This is a genomic window from Ulvibacter sp. 2305UL32-6 (genome assembly GCF_058148545.1).
Window position 1 is genome coordinate 309,541 of sequence record NZ_JBYVKA010000004.1, and the last position, 21,875, is coordinate 331,415.

Below are 21,875 nucleotides of genomic sequence, written 5' to 3' on the forward strand. Positions count from 1 at the left end.
ACGTTGTTAATTAAGGTTGCCAATATTTGTTCTTCCTAAAATGATCTTAGTGCCGCTTTCTTCGGTTGCATCATTGTCGCAATCATGCAATCTCCCTGAGTGATAGATCGTATTTGCATCGCCTAGACAGCGCACGAGGTCATTAATAGATTTTCTTCGTTTTAATAGTTTTGCTTCGGAAGTGATTTGATTTTTACATGTGATTTGTTGTAGAAATAGCTTGTATTTTTTCTGAATATTTAAGAGATCGTTCTCACTATCGGGCACCAAAGATTTCGGTTGCCCTACCCAACAGATTTTTGCTAATACATGTGCTGGAAGTTCTTCTCTGATAAGCTGTTCTGCAAAATTTCTAAAGTCTTTATTTCCGAAGCGCTCAGTCCAACCAGGTAAAATGATCGTCACCCGAAAAGAATAAGGATCTACTGGAACACAGGTTTTACAATCACGATCTAAACAGCTAGGCATAAAATCTTTAGGAGCCGCATCGGGCTGAAATTCTTGTTCGCTTCCAAACTGTGCCTTATTCATGGTATCGGGGCGAAGTAGAATATGTTCTATCATATACATGCCCTCATCAATACTTAATTCGCGAATAAGTGTAATTAGTTCATCGCGTTCTGCTTCTGCTAGAGCGATATCTTTCTTTAGTTTATAAGCAATTCGTCGTGAGATCACATAGCGCTCATCACCTTTTTTATAGCGTCTATCTACGAGATTGAAGTATACCTTTTTACCAGTTTTTGTGGTGTCGAAATCATAATTTTCTGAATTTTTAGCAAGGTGATATGCCAGAAAAAGTTCTTCATAAGCGTCACCCATATGATGATAGTGCTTGCTAGACGAGAGCAATACTTTATCACTGGTTTTAATTCTCCAGCGATATTCTTTCATATCGTCGTCAACGGCATCTGTTTCATCGTAAACTTCAAGAAACTCACTTACTAGGTCACGCCTGCTGTAATCTTGTATTCCTAACAGGCGAGCTATTCGCTTTTGAACGCCAGCTACATTAAGGGTGTCCCATATTCCGTTATCTTCTTCAGATATTTTAGGTTCGCAATAATTGAAACCCATCCCACGTTCACAGCTAATTTTTTTGTAATCAATTAGAAAATCTAATTTTGCCCGTAGCACGTCTTTGTTGGTTTGTTCGTTTTCGCCAAAAAGTGTTTTCATTAGAAAAGCATAATCTGAAAAACGTTCGGCAAAGCGAGCGATCAGATGGTCTAACAACTGATTTCTTCTTTCGTAGAAAGAGCTATCAGTGGTGTCTTCACCTTTGATATTATTCATCATATCAAGCAGATCTTTTTCATAATCTCCTGCCGAAGTAAGAATGTCTTTAATACCAGAAAGATCCTCAACAGGTTGCGAAAAAAATGTTTGTTTAACTTTCATTTCTTCTACTTCAGAAAGAATGACATCGTCAACATAAAATTGTTTTAAGCTGTCGTCAACCGAAAGCAGATCCTTTACTTTTGATACATGCTTGAAGTAGTTTGCTAGAATTTGGTCAAAGAATAATAAATAGCCCTTTAACTGATTCACTTTAGCTCTTTTGGCCGTTGTGACCTTACCTGGAATGCCAATGTTGGTAATTCCATATGTTTCTGGAAAGTCATTTTGAATTGTCGTGTAGCTTTCAGGGGAGCGATACTTCCCCAAAGGCATTTCAATATCTTCAGTGATCACCACTTCTTGTCTGGCGCGTTCTTCGGCGGCAAGCTGATCCTTATACTCTTGTAGTTTTGTTTGATTTACACCTATGGGTAAAAGTCCTTTTGTAAAATTGAATGTGCTTTTATCGCAACGCACGGGTTTGTGCCAAGCGTCAACACAAAGGTTCCAATCGCCTTCCAAGCCGAGATCTTCGCCGCAATGACCAATAGAAATATCCTTTATTTCGTTGACTCCTTCAATATTCATGATCAGTTGAATAATGTCTGAAAGTCGCACTTCTTTCCGAAGATCGGCTGCTTTTAGTTCATCGATATCTACAAACCCACCTTTCATATCAGCAAATGAAACACAAGCATTTTCAAAAGGAACGGGGCCTTCAAAGATCTGATCTGTTGTATAGCCTCTATCAAATAATTGTTGAAGCGTATAGAAATAAACCGACGGAGAAAAATAAAAGTCGATAGCCTGATGTATCAAGGCAAGAATGTATTCTTCATCAGCATTTGGCTTAAGGTCTATATAGGCACAGATTGCAATAGGGTGTTCCTCTATGATATTTACCTCAACCAGATCTTCACAAAAATTTCTATTTTGATGGTATATTGACTTCACCCGACTTATAATGTGTTCTGGATCCTCAACATCTTCTTCCAGATCGATGATGATATCGTTGAGTCCTTTTAAGATAAAGGGATCATGTTTTTTTTCGGTTTCTTTAAATTCGGTATAGGAGAGTTCGGCGGGATGCGCATCACAATTAATATAAACACTTTGTTGGTGTGGCTTGATCCATGCGTTTTTTACGCCCTTCAGGTGTACAAATAAGTTTCTATAATCCAGAGCGGTGACCGGTTTTGTTGGCAGAATATTGATAGCCGACAGAAACTGTTTGTGCATGTTTTCTTTATTGTTTTCTTCGGAAGCTAACAAATTTGTAATAGGCATTTCGATGCGCTGCCCCAAATCGGTAATGGCATAACAAAGCATTTCCAACATGGTGATGCCAGGGTCGTGAGAATTATAATCGGTCCAAAGGCTACTTCCTATTTTTTCGATATACTCAATTCCTGTTTTCCGAAGAAAATGAAAGTCAAGATCATCTTGTGAATTTGTATTTTTTTGTATGGTTATAGGTGTCTTCATACGTTAGCTGTTTCATTTTTTTTCTGAACACAAGTGTCGGCTGGAGTAATAGCCGTCACTTTGTGTTTGGTATATGCTACTGAAGTTAATATCACCTTTGCACTGGAAGGGATTACCTTTCTTACCTTGCTGTAAAGTGTTTCTCCGAGATTATTTTTGCCATTTTCTTGTTGTATTTCGAAGTCGGTTATATAATCTACATAGTCTAATTGCTCAATGTAATGGATCACTCGACTTTCATGTAGGGTAAGACCGAAATCTAAGGCGGCGGTTTCTTCAAAAGCCCATGGTGAAAGCAGTTTAGCAATGTCTTTTTGAAGTTGCGTGGTGTAAAAATTAGCGTCATACCCATCATAAAATTTCGCTTTTAAGATGACGAGTACCTCCTCATAGATGGGGTTGATCACTTCTGCAGTAACATGTAAGGTGTTAAGTTGATTGATAAACGTTTTAATGTCGTTGCGTTGTGCTTTGCTTATGCGCGGTTTATAACTGTTGTATACGTTTTTTTGAATGATATTCGGAATAACCACAATCGTTACGTCTCCTGGTGAAAGCGAATTATTCAAGGAAGTGTGGTTAAGACAATTTGCCTTATAAATATCTGTAAACTCCTGTAAAATAAGGTGCTCATAGTCCCATATGGTTATAGCGCGTTGTTTATGACGAAGCCGTTCGCTAATTCTACGATAATATTCAGAATCGGTTTCCTCAGGTTTACCTCCAAAAGAACTGTAAGGCTGTGTTACTTTCTTTATCGTTGAGATGCGTTCCACAAATTTGGAGATGGTACCAGCTTCTATTCCGTATTTTAAATGGTCCAGCGAATTCTCATTGTTTTCAAATTCAGCCGATACAGCCTGTGCATGAATGTTGAGCAACTGACTTGTAGTGTCGAAATCTCTCGGATTTTCCACCTTCAGCCAAAAAGAGCCTTCGGGCATTTTTGTATTGTTTGTTGTGGCTTCCTTCGGAATGGATAGTTTAACAATTCCTCGTTTTAAAAAATTATCGGTATTATTTTCAATAATATAATCTTGATTTAAGGAGAGCCATTCATTATTACAAAGGATATACCACTGTAACTTTTCATTTTCTGCAAAATCATTGGCTGTCTCCGGGTTTTCTGAGCCTTCCAAAGTTTGAACAAGTAGATTTACCTGCTGCAGGTTTTGAGCATTATCTAGTCCAATAAGCAATGAGCTTTTGGGATAGGAGGGAAGGAGAGTGATTTTTCGCTGTGCAATAGGAAGTACTGAAGTACTTTTTAGTGCAAGTGATTCTTCAGAAACACCAAATGGATGTTCATGAAAAAAGCGTATATCCTTATAAGTGGCTGTTGCTTTGTATCCAACTTTTATGGTTTCAATTTGAGGTGTATACGGCTCGTTTGGGATCAATACATTTGTTGAATTGGTCTTTGACAGTGCAATGGTGTACAATTTTGTATATAAGCGATGCAAAAAAGATTGATTGAGCGTCACACGAATAAAACCTTCTTTGATTGCCGCAGAGAATTTCTTATCGGCTGATGTGCTATTACCAAAGGGTTTTGATGGGTTTTTTGTTTGATTCGATTGGAACTGCTGAATCGGTCTATAGTTATATTTTGAATGGTTGGCGCCTTGCTTTGCTTTTTGAATGTTATCTTTTTTGTTGTCTTTGCTGGTCTGTTTGGTGACATCGATCTTCCAGGTTATCGCGTTATCAGCCTCTAGAATTGGATCACTAACATCAAGTTCTTCAACAAAAAGTTTATATTCTTTGATTTCTTTCCAAACCCCGTCTTGAAGTATATGTACATTTGCTTTAAAGTAGTCATTGTTTGCAACAATGGGGATCAAGCCTTGATCAACCACAACACCATTTTCTAGAGTGAGGGTATAGGATTCTTTGCTAATATTTTGAAGAAATTTCTTGCGATACGCGGTGTATTGCTTGCTGAAATCGGCTGGACGATCTTTCCAGGTGATATCCATCTGAACCCATTCCCACGTTTTATCTAGTGCTTCGGGTAAGCCTACAAACATATTTGAACCTTCAACAGGAATTGTTCCGAAGGGATAAAAAGGTTTTGAAGCATCTAAAACTCCCAAGTCATTTTCAACTACAAAATCCTGTAGATCTAATACTTCAACCGTGATTTGCACATTTTCAAGCTGTGTTTTAGAAAAGAATTCTTGTCCTAAAAAAGCACGGCTATCATCTTTTGAATAGTCTAAAACAAAGCGTGCAACTGGATCGGTGGTTTGATAGGGTTCTAGAAGTATTTCTTGGTTATAGCCCACAACGGCGTCGGCTCCAGCATCTAAGCTTACCACAAGTTTTAGTTTAGTTCTGTTTACTTCGGAAAGTGTTTCTTCTATATTTGCAAGTATCCATTCTTTTTCACCGCTTAGGTAAACGTTTAAGGAATTAAGAATATCCTGTCCCGAAATATTTGCTGCTATATTCTTATTTAGGGTAAATTCAAAAGTAATAGTGCGGTTTCCTTCTTTTAGCTGAAGAATAGAAGCTGCAATTCCAAAGCCAGTCTTTGCCAGGGGAAGTTCAGGGAGCGGGTTGGTAATGTGCTGTTCGTTTAATGGATGACCAAAGGGCCACCAACTTTTTGTGTCATCTACAAAGTCTGTTCCTAATCCGTCGAATGAATTAGCAACAAATGAATTTTTAAGTCCGACACCATCATGCGGATAAATATTCCGAAGTGACGAAACCGCTGTATTATTAACAATGATCTCACTAGTTGTTGTATAGATTCGTTTTTTACCAAGACTATCTTTCCCTCCGTCTAAAGCTGTTTCTTTGGGAATCCTAGCTGGTGACGCGTTTTTTGCGAGTTCAAAAAGGACATGAGCGGTATCTGCAACCGGTGCTTTTTTTGAAAGCTTTAAAATCTCACCGTAATAGAAATCTAAATGTTTTTTTGAAATTTTGTTTAAACGTTCTTGCGAGTAGGATGTGAGTTTTAAGAACGCTGCAAATAAAGTAAGATGAACTTTGACGTCGCTTGGTAGTTGGTCATCATCTGTTAGTTGTGCATCTAAAGCGTCAAGTTTGGCAACAAAAGCATCAATTTCGTTTTCCTTCGGAAAAAACCCTTCCCAGTTGCCCTCCGAAGTATTCGTGAGCGTACTGAAATAATTGATCTTTTTTGAAAATTGTAAAGCAAAACGCATCCAATCGGCCGTAGAAAGGTCTATCAGTTTAATGCGCGCAGGATCTAAGGCATCAATATAACGCTGATTTTGAGCCGTCCCGTTACGTGCTAATAATTGCTTGATATGGTTACAGTTTTCGCTCATGAGTTGTTTATATTACTGCCTTCTTCCTTATAAAATGGGAAAACCATATTCCCTCTAGAATTCGTAATCCGTATACGATATTCTATGGTTATTAAGATCTCACCACCGAGTTCGTTTGTATTGTCTAAAATGATCTTTTCTACATCGATACGCGGTTCGTGATAAAGAATAGCGGTTTCTATAAGATCTTTAATAAAGGTTCTCAGTGTGAGGTCTAGAGGCTGAAAGAGCAACTCCTCTAGATTACAACCATAGTCTGGAACCATTATGCGTTCACCTAAACGTGTAGATAATAAGATCTCGAGGCTTTTGTTTATATCCACTTCTCCTGTTGTGGTATTTACCGTTTGAGTATTGTTATCAAAATGTGGAGGGAAACTCCAACCTGTTCCTAGAAATGTTTGTGACTCTTCCATATTAACCTATTAAAACTGTAAATTCTCCAAGTACAATACTTCCACCATGGGCTGTACTATCTCCCATACGCGCTGCTGGCATTCCACCTATCAGTACAGTAGTTGAGCCCATAGCAATAGTGTCTGGCGGTCCGGCGCAAGTTGCCATGTCACCTACACGTGCTGCTGGCATACCTCCAATTAGAACCGTTGGTTCGCCAGCGGGAAGAATGGGGCCGCCAACATGCGGACTCCCATTAGGATTGATCATTGGGCAAACGTGCATATCTGTTATTCTGGCTGCTGGTGGCATTGTATTTTTTTTAATTAATTTGAACCAATGATCCTTTAAGAACTGCGACGGCGCTAGTTGATACTTCTGCACCTGCGCTACCTTCGGCTTTGAACTGAGCATTTGCTGCGATATTGATATTGGTTCCTTCCATATTTATATCACCTGAAGCTTTGAGAACGATATCCTTTCCGCTTTCTAGCGAGATACCATCACTATTTAAAGTGACGAGGTTGTTGTTTTCATCTTCAATGGTTATGACACCAGCATCGTCATCTAGGGTAAATATCTTTCCGCCCGGTGTTTCAATTTTTACTGAGATCTTATCATCGTCGAAAAGTAGTTTTATCTCACTTCTCGTTATAAATCCTTTTTCATGATTATCATCTGTAGCTACAATAGGTGCAGGTTTGGCACTACTGTGAAGCATTCCTAGAACCACCGCTTGGTTAGGGTCGTCATCAATAAACCCAACGATCACTTCATCTTCAATTTCTGGTCTAAAAAATGCGCCGCGATTTTCACCTGCATCTAAACTGGCTACGCGTGCCCAAATACCTTGTTCTTCGTTGTTGATGATGGGAATTTTTACATGAATACGATCTTCTCCATCTGGATCTTCTTCAAGCTGTGTTACGATCCCGATATGGAGTCCGTTAATTGCTGGTAGAAGACCAGCTGCGGGCATTTGAGATATCTCATAAGTTTCACTAAACCATGTTGGATTGATGCCAAATTGCGCATCTACGGTCCAGTTTCCATCTGACAGACTGTGACGCACAGCACTGATATAAATCTTTCCACTAAAACGATCTCCAACCCCTTCCAGCAGAAGCATAGTTCCTGGAAGTACCTCCGGAATACCCTGAAATTTAACTGTTCCGCGTGTTTTTGACATTTGCTGAAATAGTGCTTTTGCATCACTCCATGCTTGCAACGAAGTACTTATGGTATTGCCGCCATGCTTTAATTTCAGATTATCTAGGTCAATGACCTCAGCCAGTTCACTTACAGTCATGTTTCCGTTTAAACTAACCGAAGGATCTACTGCTTCGGCTTCAACCACTTCCTGATCTGCCGGATTCCATCCATAGCTCGTAATGGTTGAAAACTGATTTCGAGCGTCTATTTCGGCATCAAAATTCAGTAAGGTGGCTCCAAATGCAACTGTCTCGATGGGCTCCTGACTAAAGTCTGGTTTCTTAACCGTTACTTTTCCGTTGTTGACTATGGTAATAAGACCATTCGCCTGTGCACGGGTCATAATAAAGTCCCAATCTGATGCTTGATATTGTACCATTTCTTTATGCTGAAGCGAAGTTGCTTCGATGTCATTTTCAAGACCAGAGGCACCTATAAGTTCTTCTATTATGTCGCTATCAGTGCTGTCATAGAAGTAAGCACTTTTTCTTCCAACCGTCATTTTAACGGCTTTATCTCTACATTCGACGATAAGAACAGAGCTGGTGTCTTTTATTTTTAACGAGTGTTTAATTATTATTCCTTTAAAAATGGTTTCTTCGTCATTGTGATATCCTGCTTTAATTTCTATGTTCTTTCCTGGAATAAGTAAATCTTCATTACTCAGACTGAAATCCTGCTTTGCTGCTTCACCATCAAAGAAAACGAGCTGGGCGAAAGCAATACGATTGATTTCTTTTTCTACGGAAATGCTTTTAAGCTGGTATGTTTCAGAGATCTCGCTACCTTCGATCAAAATGGTATAGCTAACAAGGTCTGCACTTTGCGAGGTATTTATGGTTCGGCTATTATCCATTAGGTTCGTTTTTCTATGGGTGGAAATTTAATTTTTTGTCCGGTGCTTAACTTTCTGAAATTGGTAAGCTCATTCGCTTCCGCTACTTGCAAGTAATATTTTGAATCACCGTAAATATTGAATGTCATTAGGGGAAGGGTGTCTCCTTCCTTAACGGTTCTAATGTGTGTTAGATCTGGCGAGTTGTTGTTCTCTTTGGCTACACGAAGGTCATCTTCAACAGATCCTTTAAACTTAGTTTTAGCAACCGCTCGTAAGGGAGTTCCATCTGATCCGAAAAGCTTAAATTCAATTGACATTTCTGCCAAGGTTCCTTTAAACAAGAGTGTTCCCCATCCAATTTTAACGTAGTTGGGTTTATGTTCATCGCCACTATAATCGAAGACAATTTTTTTAAACGTCTCAATATCCTCAATAATTCCGTCGCCTGTAGCATTGTTTTGGCCGTTGATCACACCCGTTCTATCAAATAGGAATTCTAATTCTAGATCTTCGGGTGGTGTACGTACAAATTTGGGTTGAGAAGCGCTTGTTCCTTGGCCTTGTGCTTCGGTATATTCAACTTTGTATTTAAACTGATACTTTTCAGGATTCAGCAGCGAACTAAACTCTCCCGAACCTGCGGGCTTACTAAACTTATCGTCTTTGTAGCCGGTGATCTTTAATTTTTTAAGTTCGCCAGTGTTCATTTATCGTTCATTTTTGCGTTCCTGAATATTCATCACTTGATCAATACAAGATTGTAGCAGGTCTTGATCCTTTCCACCTGATTTTTTATCGGCTGAAGCATTGCTCTGTGCAGCATCATTCACATTTATTTTAATGTGTAATTCGTTTATTTCGATCGGCATTATACAAGTGTAAAATAGTTATAGGCTAATTCTATGGTTTCAATGGCCAGTTTGTTTTCTTCAGCGTTAAGATCTGCTACATTCCACTTTACAGGATAGGCATGAACCACATTCCATGTCATTAGTGGTTCATGCTTTTCATTCAGCAGTTTAACTGTAAGATCGATGGGTGAAAATTGAAAACTCTCAATAGCATCTTTACACCAGTCAATAAGGCCTGAATCGGTAACTAAACCACGTTTAAGCACCAGATTAGGATACTTGGTTCGCACTGGAAATTTATGCTTAAACCTGTTTTCTCCACCTTCAGCAAACTCTTCGGTTTCTATATCGACCGACAAGCCGGCAACCGATTGAAATTGTATATCGATTTCTTGTGTAGAAATTCCATTGAATTCAACCTTAAAATGAAAACTAACTGGTGGGTAATAAGTTTCCATTAATCACCATTTTGTATGATAAGACCTTCGTGTGCAAGTTCAATAGATTCAATGGCGGTTTCATTACCATCTCCTTTTAGATCTGTTGATTGAACTTTTACTGGGAACGCATTTTTAACCTTCCAGGTTATGACAGGTTCGTGTTCCTCATTTAAAAGTTTTATAGTGATATCACGGCGTTCAATCGTGTTGAGTTTTACGGTATTCCACCATTGGTAATACTCGTTATCATTTTTAAATGAACCACGTTTTAGTGTAATATTGCTAAACTTTTGCATGCCAGGCATCTTTATTTTGCTGTATTCTGGACTTGCACCGTGACGGTATTCTATCAATTCGGTTTCTACATCGAGACCTGAGACTTCGGTAAAACCTATATTTGTTCCTCCCCAATCGACTGAGAAGTGAAACTTTACTAATGGATATGTTTCTGCCATTTTATTATATTTTAAGTGAATATTTCAGTTTAAATAATTTTATAAAATTCTATGATTCCTGCATTTTGTGAGAGAATTTAAGAACAATGAATTCTGCAGGGCGTACTACCGCCATTCCTATCTCAACATTCATGATCCCATTAAGTATATCATCTGCTGTCATGGTTTCTCCAAGTCCAACACGTACATAAAAAGCCTGATCTGGTTTAGCACCTGCTAAAGCACCTGCACGCCATTGAAGGATCAGGAAGTTTTCGATCATACTTCTAACACGTACCCAAGTGTTGGCGTCATTCGGTTCAAAAACGAAAGGTTCGATTGCTTTTTCAATGGACTCTTCAGCCATAATAAAGAACCGTCGAACTGGCACATAGCGCCATTCATTATCGTTTCCAGCTAAGGTTCTTGCACCCCATACTAATATTCCTTTTCCGGTAAAGGGGCGAATTGCATTGATTGATTTTCCTGCCACCACATCTACGTTTAGATCTTCCTGCTCATCTTTATCGATCAGGTTTGTAACTCCTAGAGCATTATTAACAGAAGTATTTGCAGGAGCTTTCCATACACCACGAGTTCTATCGGTACGGGCATAAATGCCTGCCATTGCTCCAGATGGAGGTAGTTCAGTCATAGAATCTTCTAAAGTGTCTATAATACTTTTGTATACAGTATGTGTGTTGTACAAACTAGTTTCAAAAGTATTTTCGGCTGTAGCCAAGGTCTTTTGAATCTCAGTAATTGCGGCATTTACTTGCTCAAATACGGTGCTGATAGCATTTAATGAATTAAGTCGGCGGGCAGCATCATCGGTTCCTGTAAAAATACTTGTGTCAGCAACAAGACCATTTGGATCTGTAAAGATGGTTCCCCATTCGACAGCTTCTGCAGGATCTAATGCTGCATTATAGAGTTTAAAACTAGATGCCATGGAGGTGTCGGCTCCCATATCGTATTGAACCATGGTTGTCATGGTTGGAAGCAGCGAATCTGTTATGATCGTTTGCACAGCAGCAAGTGCGTCTGCTTGGTTTAGCGGTGTTGCACCAGCCCAAGAATCGACATCATCAATAATATCATAAATAAAGGTGTAGAGCGCCTTATAATTTGTTACATTGTTTGTGTCTCTAAATGTATCTGCCAGTGTTGCGTAGCGGGCTTTTAGATTCGTGCTGGCGCCTCGTAACGTATCGATATCACTTTGAACGGTATCTACGTCACCAACCACATCACCCAAATTATTAAGAATTCCAATTATTTCTGCGGAGTCGGTAAGTGCTGCTAATCCAACAGGATTTCCCCCACGCACTAATTTAGATTGTACATCTCGAAAACGAATGTTAATTGGGAGATTAGTTTCTAACCAAGGCGTATAGGCAGCTCCATATTTTAGGTTGTTGATGCCAATGTTTTGTCTGAATTCATCAATACCTGCATCCCAATCGAAATTTGAATCGGATGATTTCGACTCTAGCAAGTCTAAAATACAAAAGCGATCTTGCAGGTCGGCACATTGCTGAAGTGCATGTGTTTGCACACCGTAGATATCGTCATCAAGAAGTGGCGCATCCGGAAAAAGAAGTAATGTGGGTTCATCTACTTTTTTAAGAACATCGATACCTGTTGTAAAATTTGTATCGGCAACTGCTTCGTTATAGGAACCAATGGAAACGATATAACATTTTCCGCCACCATTATTAAAGAACATACGCAGACTATCATACATATAAAACTGAGCATTTAGGTCAGATTCTTTGACTGCATTGTTCTCGTCGAGTTTTACACTGTTGATATTGATAGGAGCCCCTGCACCGTAATGCATTTCATATTCCAAAAGCGATGTAATTTCAAACGCTTTGTTTTTCAAATCACCGTCGGTGTTCTTTTTTGCCATTTGCGTGTATCCCACAAATGCTGGGATTGCTGTTGCTACCTGTGCGACCGAAGGAGGAAATTTTGATATCTCCTCGACGTAAACACCAGGCGTTTTGTACGTAGTTGCCATAATTTTTAAGGTTTAATTTTAAATGAATATTTCTGAAATCGTTTCTATAATTGTTCCGTTGCCGTCTTTTACAAAAAGCAGACGGTTTGGTGCTGCCGAAGGCCGACGTTTACCGTCGAATGTATACGGGATCACTCCATTTTTTACCAGAGGTTTAGCGGTTGGTGTTTTATGTAAAAAGCTACCATCTTTGGCGTCTAAATACTGCCAAAAGGTTTCTCTGTTTTTAAATTGAATTTTAAATTGTGGCGGAGGTACTAGTGTATCTCCATTGGTGTCTAAAAGACTTTTAGTTGGGTCAAGAGATTTTATATTTAATGAAATGACACCAAATAATTGCTCTTTTTCTTTAAAGGAAAATTCTTCGGAAATATGCTCGTAAGAATCCTCAGTTATTTGATACGAAGCAATTGGTTGCTGTGTTTCTCCTTCCGAAGCAATCAACGGAAAATCATTTGCTTCAGAAAAAAGGCGGTTATTAGAAAAGTAATAAGGCAGGCTAGGGTTGGCACCAATAGTTGAATAATTTTCAAAGAGGGGATCGGTGATATAGATCAAGAATTGTAACTGTTGATCTTGATCTAGTTTGATAAACGGACTGAATTTACCCGGTGTAGCAGTGTCTACAGCATAAATAAAGATCGCGAAGCCCGTATTGGTCTTTCTAAAGACAATTTTTTGTCCATGTAGTATTTTGGCTGTTTCTTGGGTAGGTACAATTTTAATAAATGAGTCAATATTGTACTTAGCTATTTGTTCTTCCTTAAGATCTGGGAACAGCGGGTCATCAAATACGGTTTCGCCATCATCTAAGAAATAGTTATGATAGCATTGAAAGCTACAAAGAGGATGATATGTTATAGAAAAACTCATGAGTTGGTATCTTTAAGAGTAGCTGCGATTTGAGTAATAGGCTTTCCGGCATCTCGTATGAGATCTGCTTCAATTTGTACGATACTAATCTTATAAAGAACACTCGGAACTGATTTTCCACCAAGGGTTCCCCAGATATAATTGAGTTGTTCGAAGGTTGGTGTATATAATTCGACCATAAATTTGAATTCTTTTAGATCGTCAAATAGCGAGCTAGTAGGGACAAAAGGAGAATTACTTTGGTTAAAGACCTTCTTTGATTGAAAGAACTCGATTATATTAGAAATGGAGATCAAGGCCTTATCATAAGAGGTTCTGTTAGCAGCGAATAGCACAAAAAGATTTAGATTTACGGGACGATTTTTGTAAACCGTCTTTCCATTTTTGAAATGGGTATTTGGAATATTCTTAAGTGTTACTTCTTCTTCTAAATTAAGAACGGAAACCACAACTTTATCTTTAAGCTTATCAGTAAGAGGATCTTCTAATCTAGCTATGTTTTCTAATACGAGCGTACTGTCATCAGACACTTTAGTGTCCAAATACTTGGTAATTTGATCAATTATTATTTCCAGCGTCTCGTAAATCATAGTTAGTATGTAGATTTATGCAACTGAGGAATTAGGTAGGAGGAAGTCAAATCTAAATTAATATAAAGTGCTGTACAAGAGTATTTTGCCTGAATTGGATATGTTTTTTGCTGTGTGTTTTAACGGTTATTTATTAGTTAGAATAAAGGAAAAACCATATTTAATAAATAGGGTTTTTCCTGTTTTTAAAGAAAGACAGTTTAAAGCCCAAGAGATTTTTCTATTTTAGAAGTCTAATCCAAATTAAATTGAAAAATATGTCTAAACCTAAAAAGTGTATTTCAGAAGAAAAAGCGAGAGAGCTTCAAAACAATTGGGTAACCACAAGGGCCGTAGAAATTGAGCGTGCTCAGGGACCAGATCAACGTGAAGTTTTATACAGTGTTGCTGAATTGGAAGAATATTTAGCTTATGTAAAGGACCTCTCAACAAAACAAGGAATTAAGGAGCCAGGGATTCGAATTTATTTTGCTGCCTACAATGATGATAAATCTAAATTAGCAACTGCCTTTTTAGCGCCTACAAAATCAAGCGAAATCAACTCTGATAATAACTATGATATTGATCCTTTTAATTGGGGATCTAGTGGTTGGCCTCCTCGTAATTATTAATTGTGCTGTTCTCCGATTTTTTATGGGGTGTAGTCCCAATATTACTCATTGAATTATTTGCTGCAATTTTTGGGACTATTTATGTAAGATCAAACCCAAGAGATAAAAGTGCAAAATTGCTTGTCATATTTTTGTGGTTCACGTTAGCGCATGAATTATTCGGTTGTTACGCAGCCGTGTCATATTTTCTGAAGCCAGAGATTCTTAGCTTTACAAAAGGAACGGTTTTTGAAAAAAAACTTATGGGAATCTAATATTTATACCTTAATCAATTTCATGGTATACGTAACCTACGTAAAAATGCAATTGACAGATAATTTGCAACGCAAAATAATCAATTGGTTTTTAATATTATTTATTACGACCTCGGTAGTTAATTTGTTAACTTCAGACGTGTTTTTCACGGCTATTTCATCATTTACATTTGTATCGGGTGTATTAGTGCTGCTGCCTACAATAGGTTTGTATTATTATCAATTGCTTCGAAGTGATGAAGTTTTAAGGATCGGTAAACTACTACCTTTCTATGTTACCGTTGGTACGATAATTTTGCATATTTGTTTAACTCCATTTTTTATTTATAGTAATTATTTTAGTGCTGATGAGAACCTTGATTTTGCTAATACGTATACATTTGCCATACGTATTATTAATCTCTTTGTTTATTCCATTTATATTTTAGGCTTTATAGTATGTCGAAGGAAGAAATCGCTTTATTAGTTTACGTAGCGGCTGTTTTTTTAGGTTTCGTGATATTTACGGTAGTTTTTGTCGTGGCTTTTCAGAGACGGAAAAATAAGTTCTTACTAGAACGTATTGAAGCACAGCAACGATTTGAGCGAGAGATCGAGACTTCTAAACTTGAGATCCAAGAGCAAACCCTGCGAAATATTGCCTGGGAGCTTCATGATAATATTGGTCAGTTACTTTCTGTTGTAAACATGCAACTTAATATTATGATGCAGCAGGCTCCTAAAGAATTTGGAGATCAGTTAATTGATACTAAGAGTACGGTGTCACAAACTGTAGCCGAAGTACGTATGTTATCTAAGACGTTGAATCACGATGTTATCCAAAAGAACGGGCTCATAACATCGCTTCAGGTTGAAAGTGAGCGTTTTAATAGACTTCAGTTTTTGAAGTCAGATCTTGAAGTTTTGGGCAATGAAATTGACCTCCCTAGTGATCATGAGATCATAATTTTTAGAATTCTTCAGGAATTTTTCTCGAATGTCATTAAACATGCGAAAGCCAATAATTTATTCGTACTTTTAGATTACCAATCAGATAAATTGATAATTAATGTGGCTGATGATGGAATAGGTTTTGACACGAACACGTGTCATGGAAATTCTGGAATGGAAACTATGAAAAGTAGGGCAAGCTTAATTGGAGCGAAATATGAAATTTCTTCTGAAGTAGGTAAGGGAACTAAATTGCAAATCGAATATAACCTCAATTATGACAAAAACAGGCAATCATAACATTGCTATTGTTGATGATCACTCACTTTTCGCAGGATCATTAGAAAAATTAATTAATACCTATAGCGGGTTTTCAGTTAGTTATCATGCCAAAAATGGCAGAGATCTTCAAACAAAATTTGAATCGGGTGAACCTCATCCAGATATAATCCTTTTAGATATAAACATGCCTGTAATGGATGGTTATGAAACCGCAGCATGGCTTCATGAAAACCATCCAGATGTCAAAGTGCTAGCATTAACGATGGAAGATGATGAAACGGCCATAATTAAAATGCTTCGGAATGGAGCAAAAGGCTATTTGTTGAAAGATATTCATCCAGATGTACTCAAGGAGGCACTAGATGAACTTATTACAAAAGGTTATTATCATTCAGATAAAGTGGCAGCTGCACTTTTAGACTCTTTACATCCGAAGTCGCAAAAGCGCATCCCTGATTTTAAAGAAAACGAAATAAAATTTATGCAATTAGCGTGTAGTGAGCTAACGTATAAAGAGATAGCTGAGCTAATGAATTTAAGTCCGAAGACAATCGACGGTTATCGACAAGAGCTTTTTAATAGGCTACACATAAAAAACAGAGTTGGTTTGGTGATTTACGCCTTAAAAAACGACTTTACCAATATTTAGCTACAAGCGTTCCAAATTGGATCATTTGGAGGAGGAGCCATTACTGTGATCTCTTCCTTTTTAACGGGATGAATAAATGATAAGGAGCGCGCGTGCAGATGGATACTACCATCTTTATTACTTCGATCAGAACCATATTTTAAATCTCCTTTTATAGGACAGCCCAATGCTGCAAGCTGTGCTCTAATTTGATGATGACGGCCTGTTTCTAAAACAATCTCCAACTGAAAATATCTATCTAAGCTCTTAACTATTTTGTAATTTAGAATACCTTTTTTTGAATCAGGAACTTCTTTTATATGGGCATACGATTTGTTTTGTTTTGGATTTCGTTTTAAGAAGTGAATCAATTGATCTGATGCTTTTGGCGGTTGCTCTTTTACGATGGCCCAATACGTTTTTTTTGTTTCTCTATCAACAAACATTTTATTAAGGCGAGCCAGTGCTTTTGATGTTTTTGCGAATAAAACAACGCCACTTGTAGGTCTGTCTAAACGATGTACAACGCCTAAATAAACAGCCCCTGGCTTGTTGTACTTTTCTGCAATATATTCCTTAACAACTTCAGACAAGGGCATGTCGCCTGTTTTATCACCTTGTACGATATCGCCAGGACGCTTATTGACGATCACAAGATGATTGTCTTCGTATAAAACATGAAGGTTTTTTGAAGTAGAATGCAAGTTGTTTTAGTATTGTTCTTTATCGTTAGGAAAATCGCCACTCTTAACGTCTGTGCTATACTGTTTAAAAGCAGTTGTCATTTCAGAAAACATGTCTAAATAACGTCGCAAGAAACGCGGATTAAATTCGTGCGTCATACCAAGCATATCATGTGTAACCAATACCTGACCATCAACGCCATTCCCGGCACCAATGCCTATAATGGGGATCGTTAGTGCTTCGGCAACACGTTTCGCTAAAGATGCGGGAACTTTCTCCAATACAATAGCAAAACAACCTGTTCTTTCGAGTAAATGCGCATCTTCAATAAGCTTTTGCGCTTCTTCTTCCTCTTTTGCGCGGACCGTGTAGGTACCAAATTTATAGATAGATTGAGGCGTCAAACCTAAGTGCCCCATTACAGGAATTCCGGCATTAAGAATACGTTTGATTGATTCTTTAATTTCTTTTCCGCCTTCAAGTTTGACTGCATGTCCGCCGCTCTCTTTCATGATCCGTATAGCTGATCTCAAAGCCTCTTTCGGATCACTTTGATAACTTCCGAAGGGTAAATCAACCACGACCAAACTTCTTTCGATAGCGCGAATAACGGATGCTGCGTGGTAGATCATTTGATCTAGAGTGATAGGCAGCGTTGTTTCGTGACCAGCCATGACATTGGAAGCAGAATCGCCAACCAAAATCACATCAATTCCGGCGTTGTCCACAATTTTAGCCATGGTATAGTCATAGGCTGTAAGCATGGATATTTTTTCGCCTTTTTTCTTCATATCCACCAAGGTCTTCGTGGTGATGCGTTTGTATTCTTTTTTAGCTACCGACATATAATTATGAGTATAAGTTGCAAAAGTACTAAATTTGAAGATGAATTGTATTAAAATTAAAGCTATGAGAACACTATTCACTTTACTATTCTTCGGAATCACCTTAGCCTGTTTTTCTCAGGACATTTCAGAAATAAGTCCACAACGCACAATTGAAATATTTTTTGATGGATTTCATAAAGGAGATACCACTGTGATGCGTACCGTTATGATGCCCGACATGAAAATGCAAAGTGCTATTACTACTGGAAAAGGCGAGTATAAGGTCAATACTATGATAGCAAACGACTTTTTAGTGGCAATTGCAAAGCGCCCTGAAAATGTGGTATGGGAAGAAACTATTCATGAATATGTGGTTCAAGAAGATGGAAATTTAGCAAGTGTTTGGACCCCGTATTCTTTTTCCTTGAATGGTGAATTATCTCATTGTGGAGCTAATTCCTTTACTTTAGTGCGTACGGTAGAGGGTTGGAAAATTAATTATATCATTGATTCTAGAAGACGAAATTCGTGTGAAGACTAGTTAGTTTTGAGGATAAGCGATAGGATTTAAAATTTCGTTCTTTTTCTTTTGGTATGCGGGTGCATTTTCAAAAAGAATTTTTAGTTGGTTTTCCCAGTCATTAGCAATTTCGAAATAACTTGAATTTAGTTTCGACATGATTACACCGCAGTCATCACAAACATGCTTGCTATAGCCCAAAAAGTAATGTCCGAATTCGTGAAAGGCAACAACCCTTAAAATTTCCTGATCGATCGTAGCCATCCAATTCACGACAATATTTTCTACTTCACCAGCATTGTTGCGCTGCAACATTCCTAGTGTGGAGCCATGTGGATCAGTTTGGAGCGTATCTACGATGGCGATCTTCTTTAGTTTGAAAAGATTATCGTGATAATCGATATCATAGGCTTTACACAGATTAAAAAAGTCATCCAACAAAGGTTTTAATCTTCCATCGATTGACACGTCTTCTTGCGCAGATACGGTTAAAGAGGTACAAAACAGTATGAATAAAAGAATTGATTTCTTCATAACGTAGGTTAAATAGTGAGATAGTAGGTGAGGTCATCTAAATAACGTTCGGTTTTTAATATTATTCTATGGTTGAGTTCAAAACACAGAGTTTTTATTAATGAATTCAATTTTTTTGTGAGAATATACTAAGAATAAGATCTTTTGTATGTGTAATTACTTTTCATAAGCTTAGAAGCCTATTAATATGCGATATGTTAGAATGAGTTCCTATTGATTGTCTAGGAGAGGTAGTTAAGAATTAGACATGATTAAAGATTACAGTCATTAACAATCACTTATGTTGACTTGCACAGCCAGTCCTCCTTCGCTCGTTTCTTTGTACTTACTAGTCATATCTTTGGCGGTTTCCCACATTGTGGCAATCACTTTATCAAATGGCACCTTTGCCAAACTAGGGTCGCCGTCAAGAGCCATTTCACAGGCATTTATAGCCTTTAAAGCGCCCATTGCATTACGCTCGATACAAGGAATTTGCACCAAACCAGCAATAGGATCGCAGGTTAGTCCTAGGTGATGTTCCATGGCAATTTCGCTCGCCATTAAGGCCTGTTCTGGAGTTCCGCCCATAAGCTCGGTTAATGCACCGGCTGCCATGGCTGATGATACACCAATTTCGGCTTGACACCCTCCCATAGCTGCTGAAATTGTTGCTCCTTTTTTAAACAAACTGCCAATTTCGCCACTAACCAGTAAGAACTTCTTTATATCTTCAAAATTTCCATCGTGATTTTCAATGACTAAATAATACATAAGAACGGCAGGAATTACGCCGGCGCTTCCATTTGTTGGCGCGGTGACAACACGCCCTAAAGAAGCATTTACCTCATTAACCGCAAGCGCAAAACAAGAAACCCATTTAAGGATCTGTCTAAATTTTACTTCGGTATTTCGGATTGCAGCGATCCATTCTACTGGATTTGTATATTTTGTTTCACCTATGAGAGTTTTATGGGTGCTGAAGGCTCTTCTTCGAACATTAAGACCTCCTGGGAGTATACCTTCGGTGTGGCAACCCACATACATTGATTCTAACATCACATTCCAAATAGCTTGTATTTGTTCGTTGATTTCGGTTTCAGAGCGTAATGATTTTTCGTTCTCTAAAACAATTTCACTTATGGCTTTTTTTTCAGAAGCGCAATGTAAGAGAAGATCAACGCCTTTTTCAGTAGGAAAAGGAAAGTGGGAAAATTTTTCAAGTTTTTTCTTTGCTCGTTTTCGTTCTTTTTGAACAACAAACCCACCACCAATAGAGTAGTAAGTACCAGAGATCTTTTTTTCGTTTTTTAATAACGCTCGAAAAGTGATGCCGTTTGGATGAAACTCTAAGAATTTTCTATTAAATTTTATGTTTTCCTTCGGAATAAAGGGGACAGCAAGTTCGCCGTTGAGAACAATTCTTCCTTCGGAGATAATCTTGTCTACTTCGTCTTGAATATTTTCAATGGGAAAGGTAACGGGGTCAGTGCCTAAAAGCCCTAACATAGTCGCAATATCGGTGGCATGTCCTTTCCCCGTAAGAGATAGGGATCCGTATAAGTCGACTGAAACTTCTGAAATATCTTGAAAGACTCCTTTCTTTTTAAGTTCGTTTATCCATCTACTGGCCGCTCTCCACGGACCTAAGGTGTGTGAGCTTGAAGGGCCAACACCAATTTTGAGCATATCAAAAACACTAATACTTTCCATACGTTAATTTCTGGAAGTAAATATAGCAGACTATTTACTCAGATTTCGCTTTTTAAAAAATATTATCGCTATTTACTAGCAAATGTGGTGAAGGGTAACTTTACATTAAAAAACTCATATAGATGGGATAACTATTGCCAAAGTCTGTTGCCAGGATCGTATTTCCCTTCGGTACACGGGCAATCGCTTAGCTCCTGCAGAAGATCAAATCCTATGGTAATGGCATGTGTACCAGAGTTGTATCCTGAAAGATCATTAACCGTGATTTGATAGGCATAAGAGAAGTAGAAGACTGATTTTTTAAAACCTACCATCGGACCAATATTTAAAGGTACCATGACTTGGTCGTTTAAAAAACGATAGGAACCGCCTATCCAGTAAAAATCATTACTTCCGTTGTATTTTCTATATTTAATATTTAGATCTGTACTTGATCTGCCATCACTAGCGAACACCTGAACGAAAGCCGAGGGCTCTACAACAGAATGACTTTTATTTTTAAATACATAACCCGAGTAAAACTGTAAATTTAATAGCGAAGTTGGTTCAATGACGTCAAAAGAATCTAGTTTTTTCGGCAGGATATTGTTTGCATTAAAACTTAGCCAAAATTTATTTATTCTATAGAGTGCGCCAACATCAAAGTTGTTATTTATAGTTTTTCTGTCATCTACAATATTTGGATCTACTACAGGAATGTCATAGGTTGAATTAAAATTTTCAATATCAAGTCTAAAACTGTTGAGATTGTACGATAAACCAAAAGACAAATATTGGCTGTTCTTATAATCTAAAACTAAATGATGAGCATATGAAACCTTAAAACCTTGTTGACGTGTGTTTCCATTTCTATCGTTATATGCAGAAACACCAACACCAGAACGATTTGCCATTCTAATATCTAAATATACGGCTTGATTTTGGGGTGCATTTTTTATACCAACCCATTGAGTTAATCCATTAGCTCTAATTCTAAAATTGTCGCCAATTCCTGCAAAAGTAGGAGATACCACAAAATCATTATCTGCCAAATACTGAGTAAATACTGGTAAATTGAGTTCTTGAGCATAACTCTGGGCTATAAATAATATTAGCAGGTATTTTAGTATATTTTTCATAAGA

The 21,875-nt window shown here is 37.9% G+C and carries 21 protein-coding genes; 4 read left to right on the plus strand and 17 right to left on the minus strand.

Annotated features, from left to right (window positions below):
* Positions 1-6: 6 nt before the first annotated feature.
* From ACY2RU_RS14170 to ACY2RU_RS14225, 12 genes are read right to left on the minus strand one after another with little or no spacing between them, the layout of a single operon-like run.
* Positions 7-2,826 carry a hypothetical protein gene (locus tag ACY2RU_RS14170; protein WP_490139132.1) on the minus strand — a complete coding sequence of 940 codons (2,820 nt, stop codon included), beginning with the start codon at positions 2,824-2,826 and terminating at the stop codon, positions 7-9.
* The gene (locus tag ACY2RU_RS14175; protein WP_490139133.1) at positions 2,823-6,131 is read right to left on the minus strand and encodes a hypothetical protein; all 3,309 of its coding nucleotides are present in this window, start codon (positions 6,129-6,131) and stop codon (positions 2,823-2,825) included. The genes ACY2RU_RS14170 and ACY2RU_RS14175 overlap by 4 nt, the downstream gene beginning before the upstream one ends.
* Positions 6,128-6,547 carry a GPW/gp25 family protein gene (locus tag ACY2RU_RS14180; RefSeq protein WP_490139134.1) on the minus strand — a complete coding sequence of 140 codons (420 nt, stop codon included), beginning with the start codon at positions 6,545-6,547 and terminating at the stop codon, positions 6,128-6,130. Before ACY2RU_RS14180 ends, ACY2RU_RS14175 begins: the two co-directional genes overlap by 4 nt.
* A 1-nt stretch (position 6,548) precedes the next feature.
* On the minus strand, positions 6,549-6,839 hold the full coding sequence (locus ACY2RU_RS14185; RefSeq protein ID WP_490139135.1) for a PAAR domain-containing protein: 291 nt from the start codon (positions 6,837-6,839) through the stop codon (positions 6,549-6,551).
* A 10-nt stretch (positions 6,840-6,849) separates the two neighbouring features.
* Positions 6,850-8,595, minus strand: a complete 1,746-nt coding sequence (gene vgrG / locus ACY2RU_RS14190) for a type VI secretion system tip protein VgrG (RefSeq protein WP_490139136.1) — start codon at positions 8,593-8,595, stop codon at positions 6,850-6,852.
* Positions 8,595-9,284, minus strand: coding sequence for a CIS tube protein (locus tag ACY2RU_RS14195; protein WP_490139137.1), 690 nt, complete (start codon positions 9,282-9,284; stop codon positions 8,595-8,597). The genes vgrG and ACY2RU_RS14195 overlap by 1 nt, the downstream gene beginning before the upstream one ends.
* Positions 9,285-9,446 carry a DUF5908 family protein gene (locus ACY2RU_RS14200; RefSeq protein ID WP_490139138.1) on the minus strand — a complete coding sequence of 54 codons (162 nt, stop codon included), beginning with the start codon at positions 9,444-9,446 and terminating at the stop codon, positions 9,285-9,287.
* Positions 9,446-9,886, minus strand: a complete 441-nt coding sequence (locus ACY2RU_RS14205; protein ID WP_490139139.1) for a phage tail protein — start codon at positions 9,884-9,886, stop codon at positions 9,446-9,448. The genes ACY2RU_RS14200 and ACY2RU_RS14205 overlap by 1 nt, the downstream gene beginning before the upstream one ends.
* Positions 9,886-10,323, minus strand: coding sequence for a phage tail protein (locus tag ACY2RU_RS14210; RefSeq protein WP_490139140.1), 438 nt, complete (start codon positions 10,321-10,323; stop codon positions 9,886-9,888). The genes ACY2RU_RS14205 and ACY2RU_RS14210 overlap by 1 nt, the downstream gene beginning before the upstream one ends.
* A 49-nt stretch (positions 10,324-10,372) precedes the next feature.
* Positions 10,373-12,328 carry a phage tail sheath family protein gene (locus tag ACY2RU_RS14215; RefSeq protein WP_490139141.1) on the minus strand — a complete coding sequence of 652 codons (1,956 nt, stop codon included), beginning with the start codon at positions 12,326-12,328 and terminating at the stop codon, positions 10,373-10,375.
* An 18-nt stretch (positions 12,329-12,346) separates the two neighbouring features.
* Positions 12,347-13,201, minus strand: a complete 855-nt coding sequence (locus tag ACY2RU_RS14220) for a hypothetical protein (protein WP_490139142.1) — start codon at positions 13,199-13,201, stop codon at positions 12,347-12,349.
* Positions 13,198-13,791, minus strand: coding sequence for a Pvc16 family protein (locus ACY2RU_RS14225; protein ID WP_490139143.1), 594 nt, complete (start codon positions 13,789-13,791; stop codon positions 13,198-13,200). The genes ACY2RU_RS14220 and ACY2RU_RS14225 overlap by 4 nt, the downstream gene beginning before the upstream one ends.
* A gap of 257 nt (positions 13,792-14,048) precedes the next feature.
* Here ACY2RU_RS14225 and ACY2RU_RS14230 point away from each other — a divergent pair, with 257 nt between their 5' ends.
* The 3 genes from ACY2RU_RS14230 to ACY2RU_RS14240 all read left to right on the plus strand — a co-directional run bounded on the left by ACY2RU_RS14230 (position 14,049) and on the right by ACY2RU_RS14240 (position 16,517).
* Positions 14,049-14,402: a hypothetical protein gene (locus ACY2RU_RS14230; protein ID WP_490139144.1), complete on the plus strand. Its 354-nt coding sequence runs from the start codon at positions 14,049-14,051 to the stop codon at positions 14,400-14,402.
* Positions 14,403-15,094: 692 nt separating this feature from the next.
* Positions 15,095-15,886, plus strand: coding sequence for a sensor histidine kinase (locus ACY2RU_RS14235; protein WP_490139145.1), 792 nt, complete (start codon positions 15,095-15,097; stop codon positions 15,884-15,886).
* Positions 15,864-16,517 (plus strand): response regulator, encoded by a 654-nt coding sequence (locus ACY2RU_RS14240; protein WP_490139146.1) that lies wholly within the window; start codon positions 15,864-15,866, stop codon positions 16,515-16,517. The genes ACY2RU_RS14235 and ACY2RU_RS14240 overlap by 23 nt, the downstream gene beginning before the upstream one ends.
* On the opposite strand, the gene ACY2RU_RS14245 is transcribed toward ACY2RU_RS14240, so the two are convergent.
* Complete coding sequence (locus ACY2RU_RS14245) at positions 16,514-17,200, minus strand: RluA family pseudouridine synthase (RefSeq protein ID WP_490139147.1); 687 nt, start codon at positions 17,198-17,200, stop codon at positions 16,514-16,516. The genes ACY2RU_RS14240 and ACY2RU_RS14245 overlap by 4 nt on opposite strands.
* 6 nt (positions 17,201-17,206) lie before the next feature.
* On the minus strand, positions 17,207-18,025 hold the full coding sequence (panB, locus tag ACY2RU_RS14250) for a 3-methyl-2-oxobutanoate hydroxymethyltransferase (protein WP_490139148.1): 819 nt from the start codon (positions 18,023-18,025) through the stop codon (positions 17,207-17,209).
* 64 nt (positions 18,026-18,089) lie between these two features.
* Between panB and ACY2RU_RS14255 the strand changes: the two genes are divergently transcribed.
* Positions 18,090-18,548 (plus strand): nuclear transport factor 2 family protein, encoded by a 459-nt coding sequence (locus ACY2RU_RS14255; RefSeq protein WP_490139149.1) that lies wholly within the window; start codon positions 18,090-18,092, stop codon positions 18,546-18,548.
* Here the strand turns inward: ACY2RU_RS14255 and ACY2RU_RS14260 are convergent, their stop codons facing one another.
* The 3 genes from ACY2RU_RS14260 to ACY2RU_RS14270 form a co-directional block, all read right to left on the minus strand.
* The gene (locus ACY2RU_RS14260; RefSeq protein ID WP_490139150.1) at positions 18,549-19,061 is read right to left on the minus strand and encodes a hypothetical protein; all 513 of its coding nucleotides are present in this window, start codon (positions 19,059-19,061) and stop codon (positions 18,549-18,551) included.
* Between the two features lie 267 nt (positions 19,062-19,328).
* Positions 19,329-20,753, minus strand: a complete 1,425-nt coding sequence (locus tag ACY2RU_RS14265) for an L-serine ammonia-lyase (RefSeq protein ID WP_490139151.1) — start codon at positions 20,751-20,753, stop codon at positions 19,329-19,331.
* 131 nt (positions 20,754-20,884) lie between these two features.
* Positions 20,885-21,871: a PorP/SprF family type IX secretion system membrane protein gene (locus tag ACY2RU_RS14270; protein WP_490139152.1), complete on the minus strand. Its 987-nt coding sequence runs from the start codon at positions 21,869-21,871 to the stop codon at positions 20,885-20,887.
* Positions 21,872-21,875: the final 4 nt, after the last annotated feature.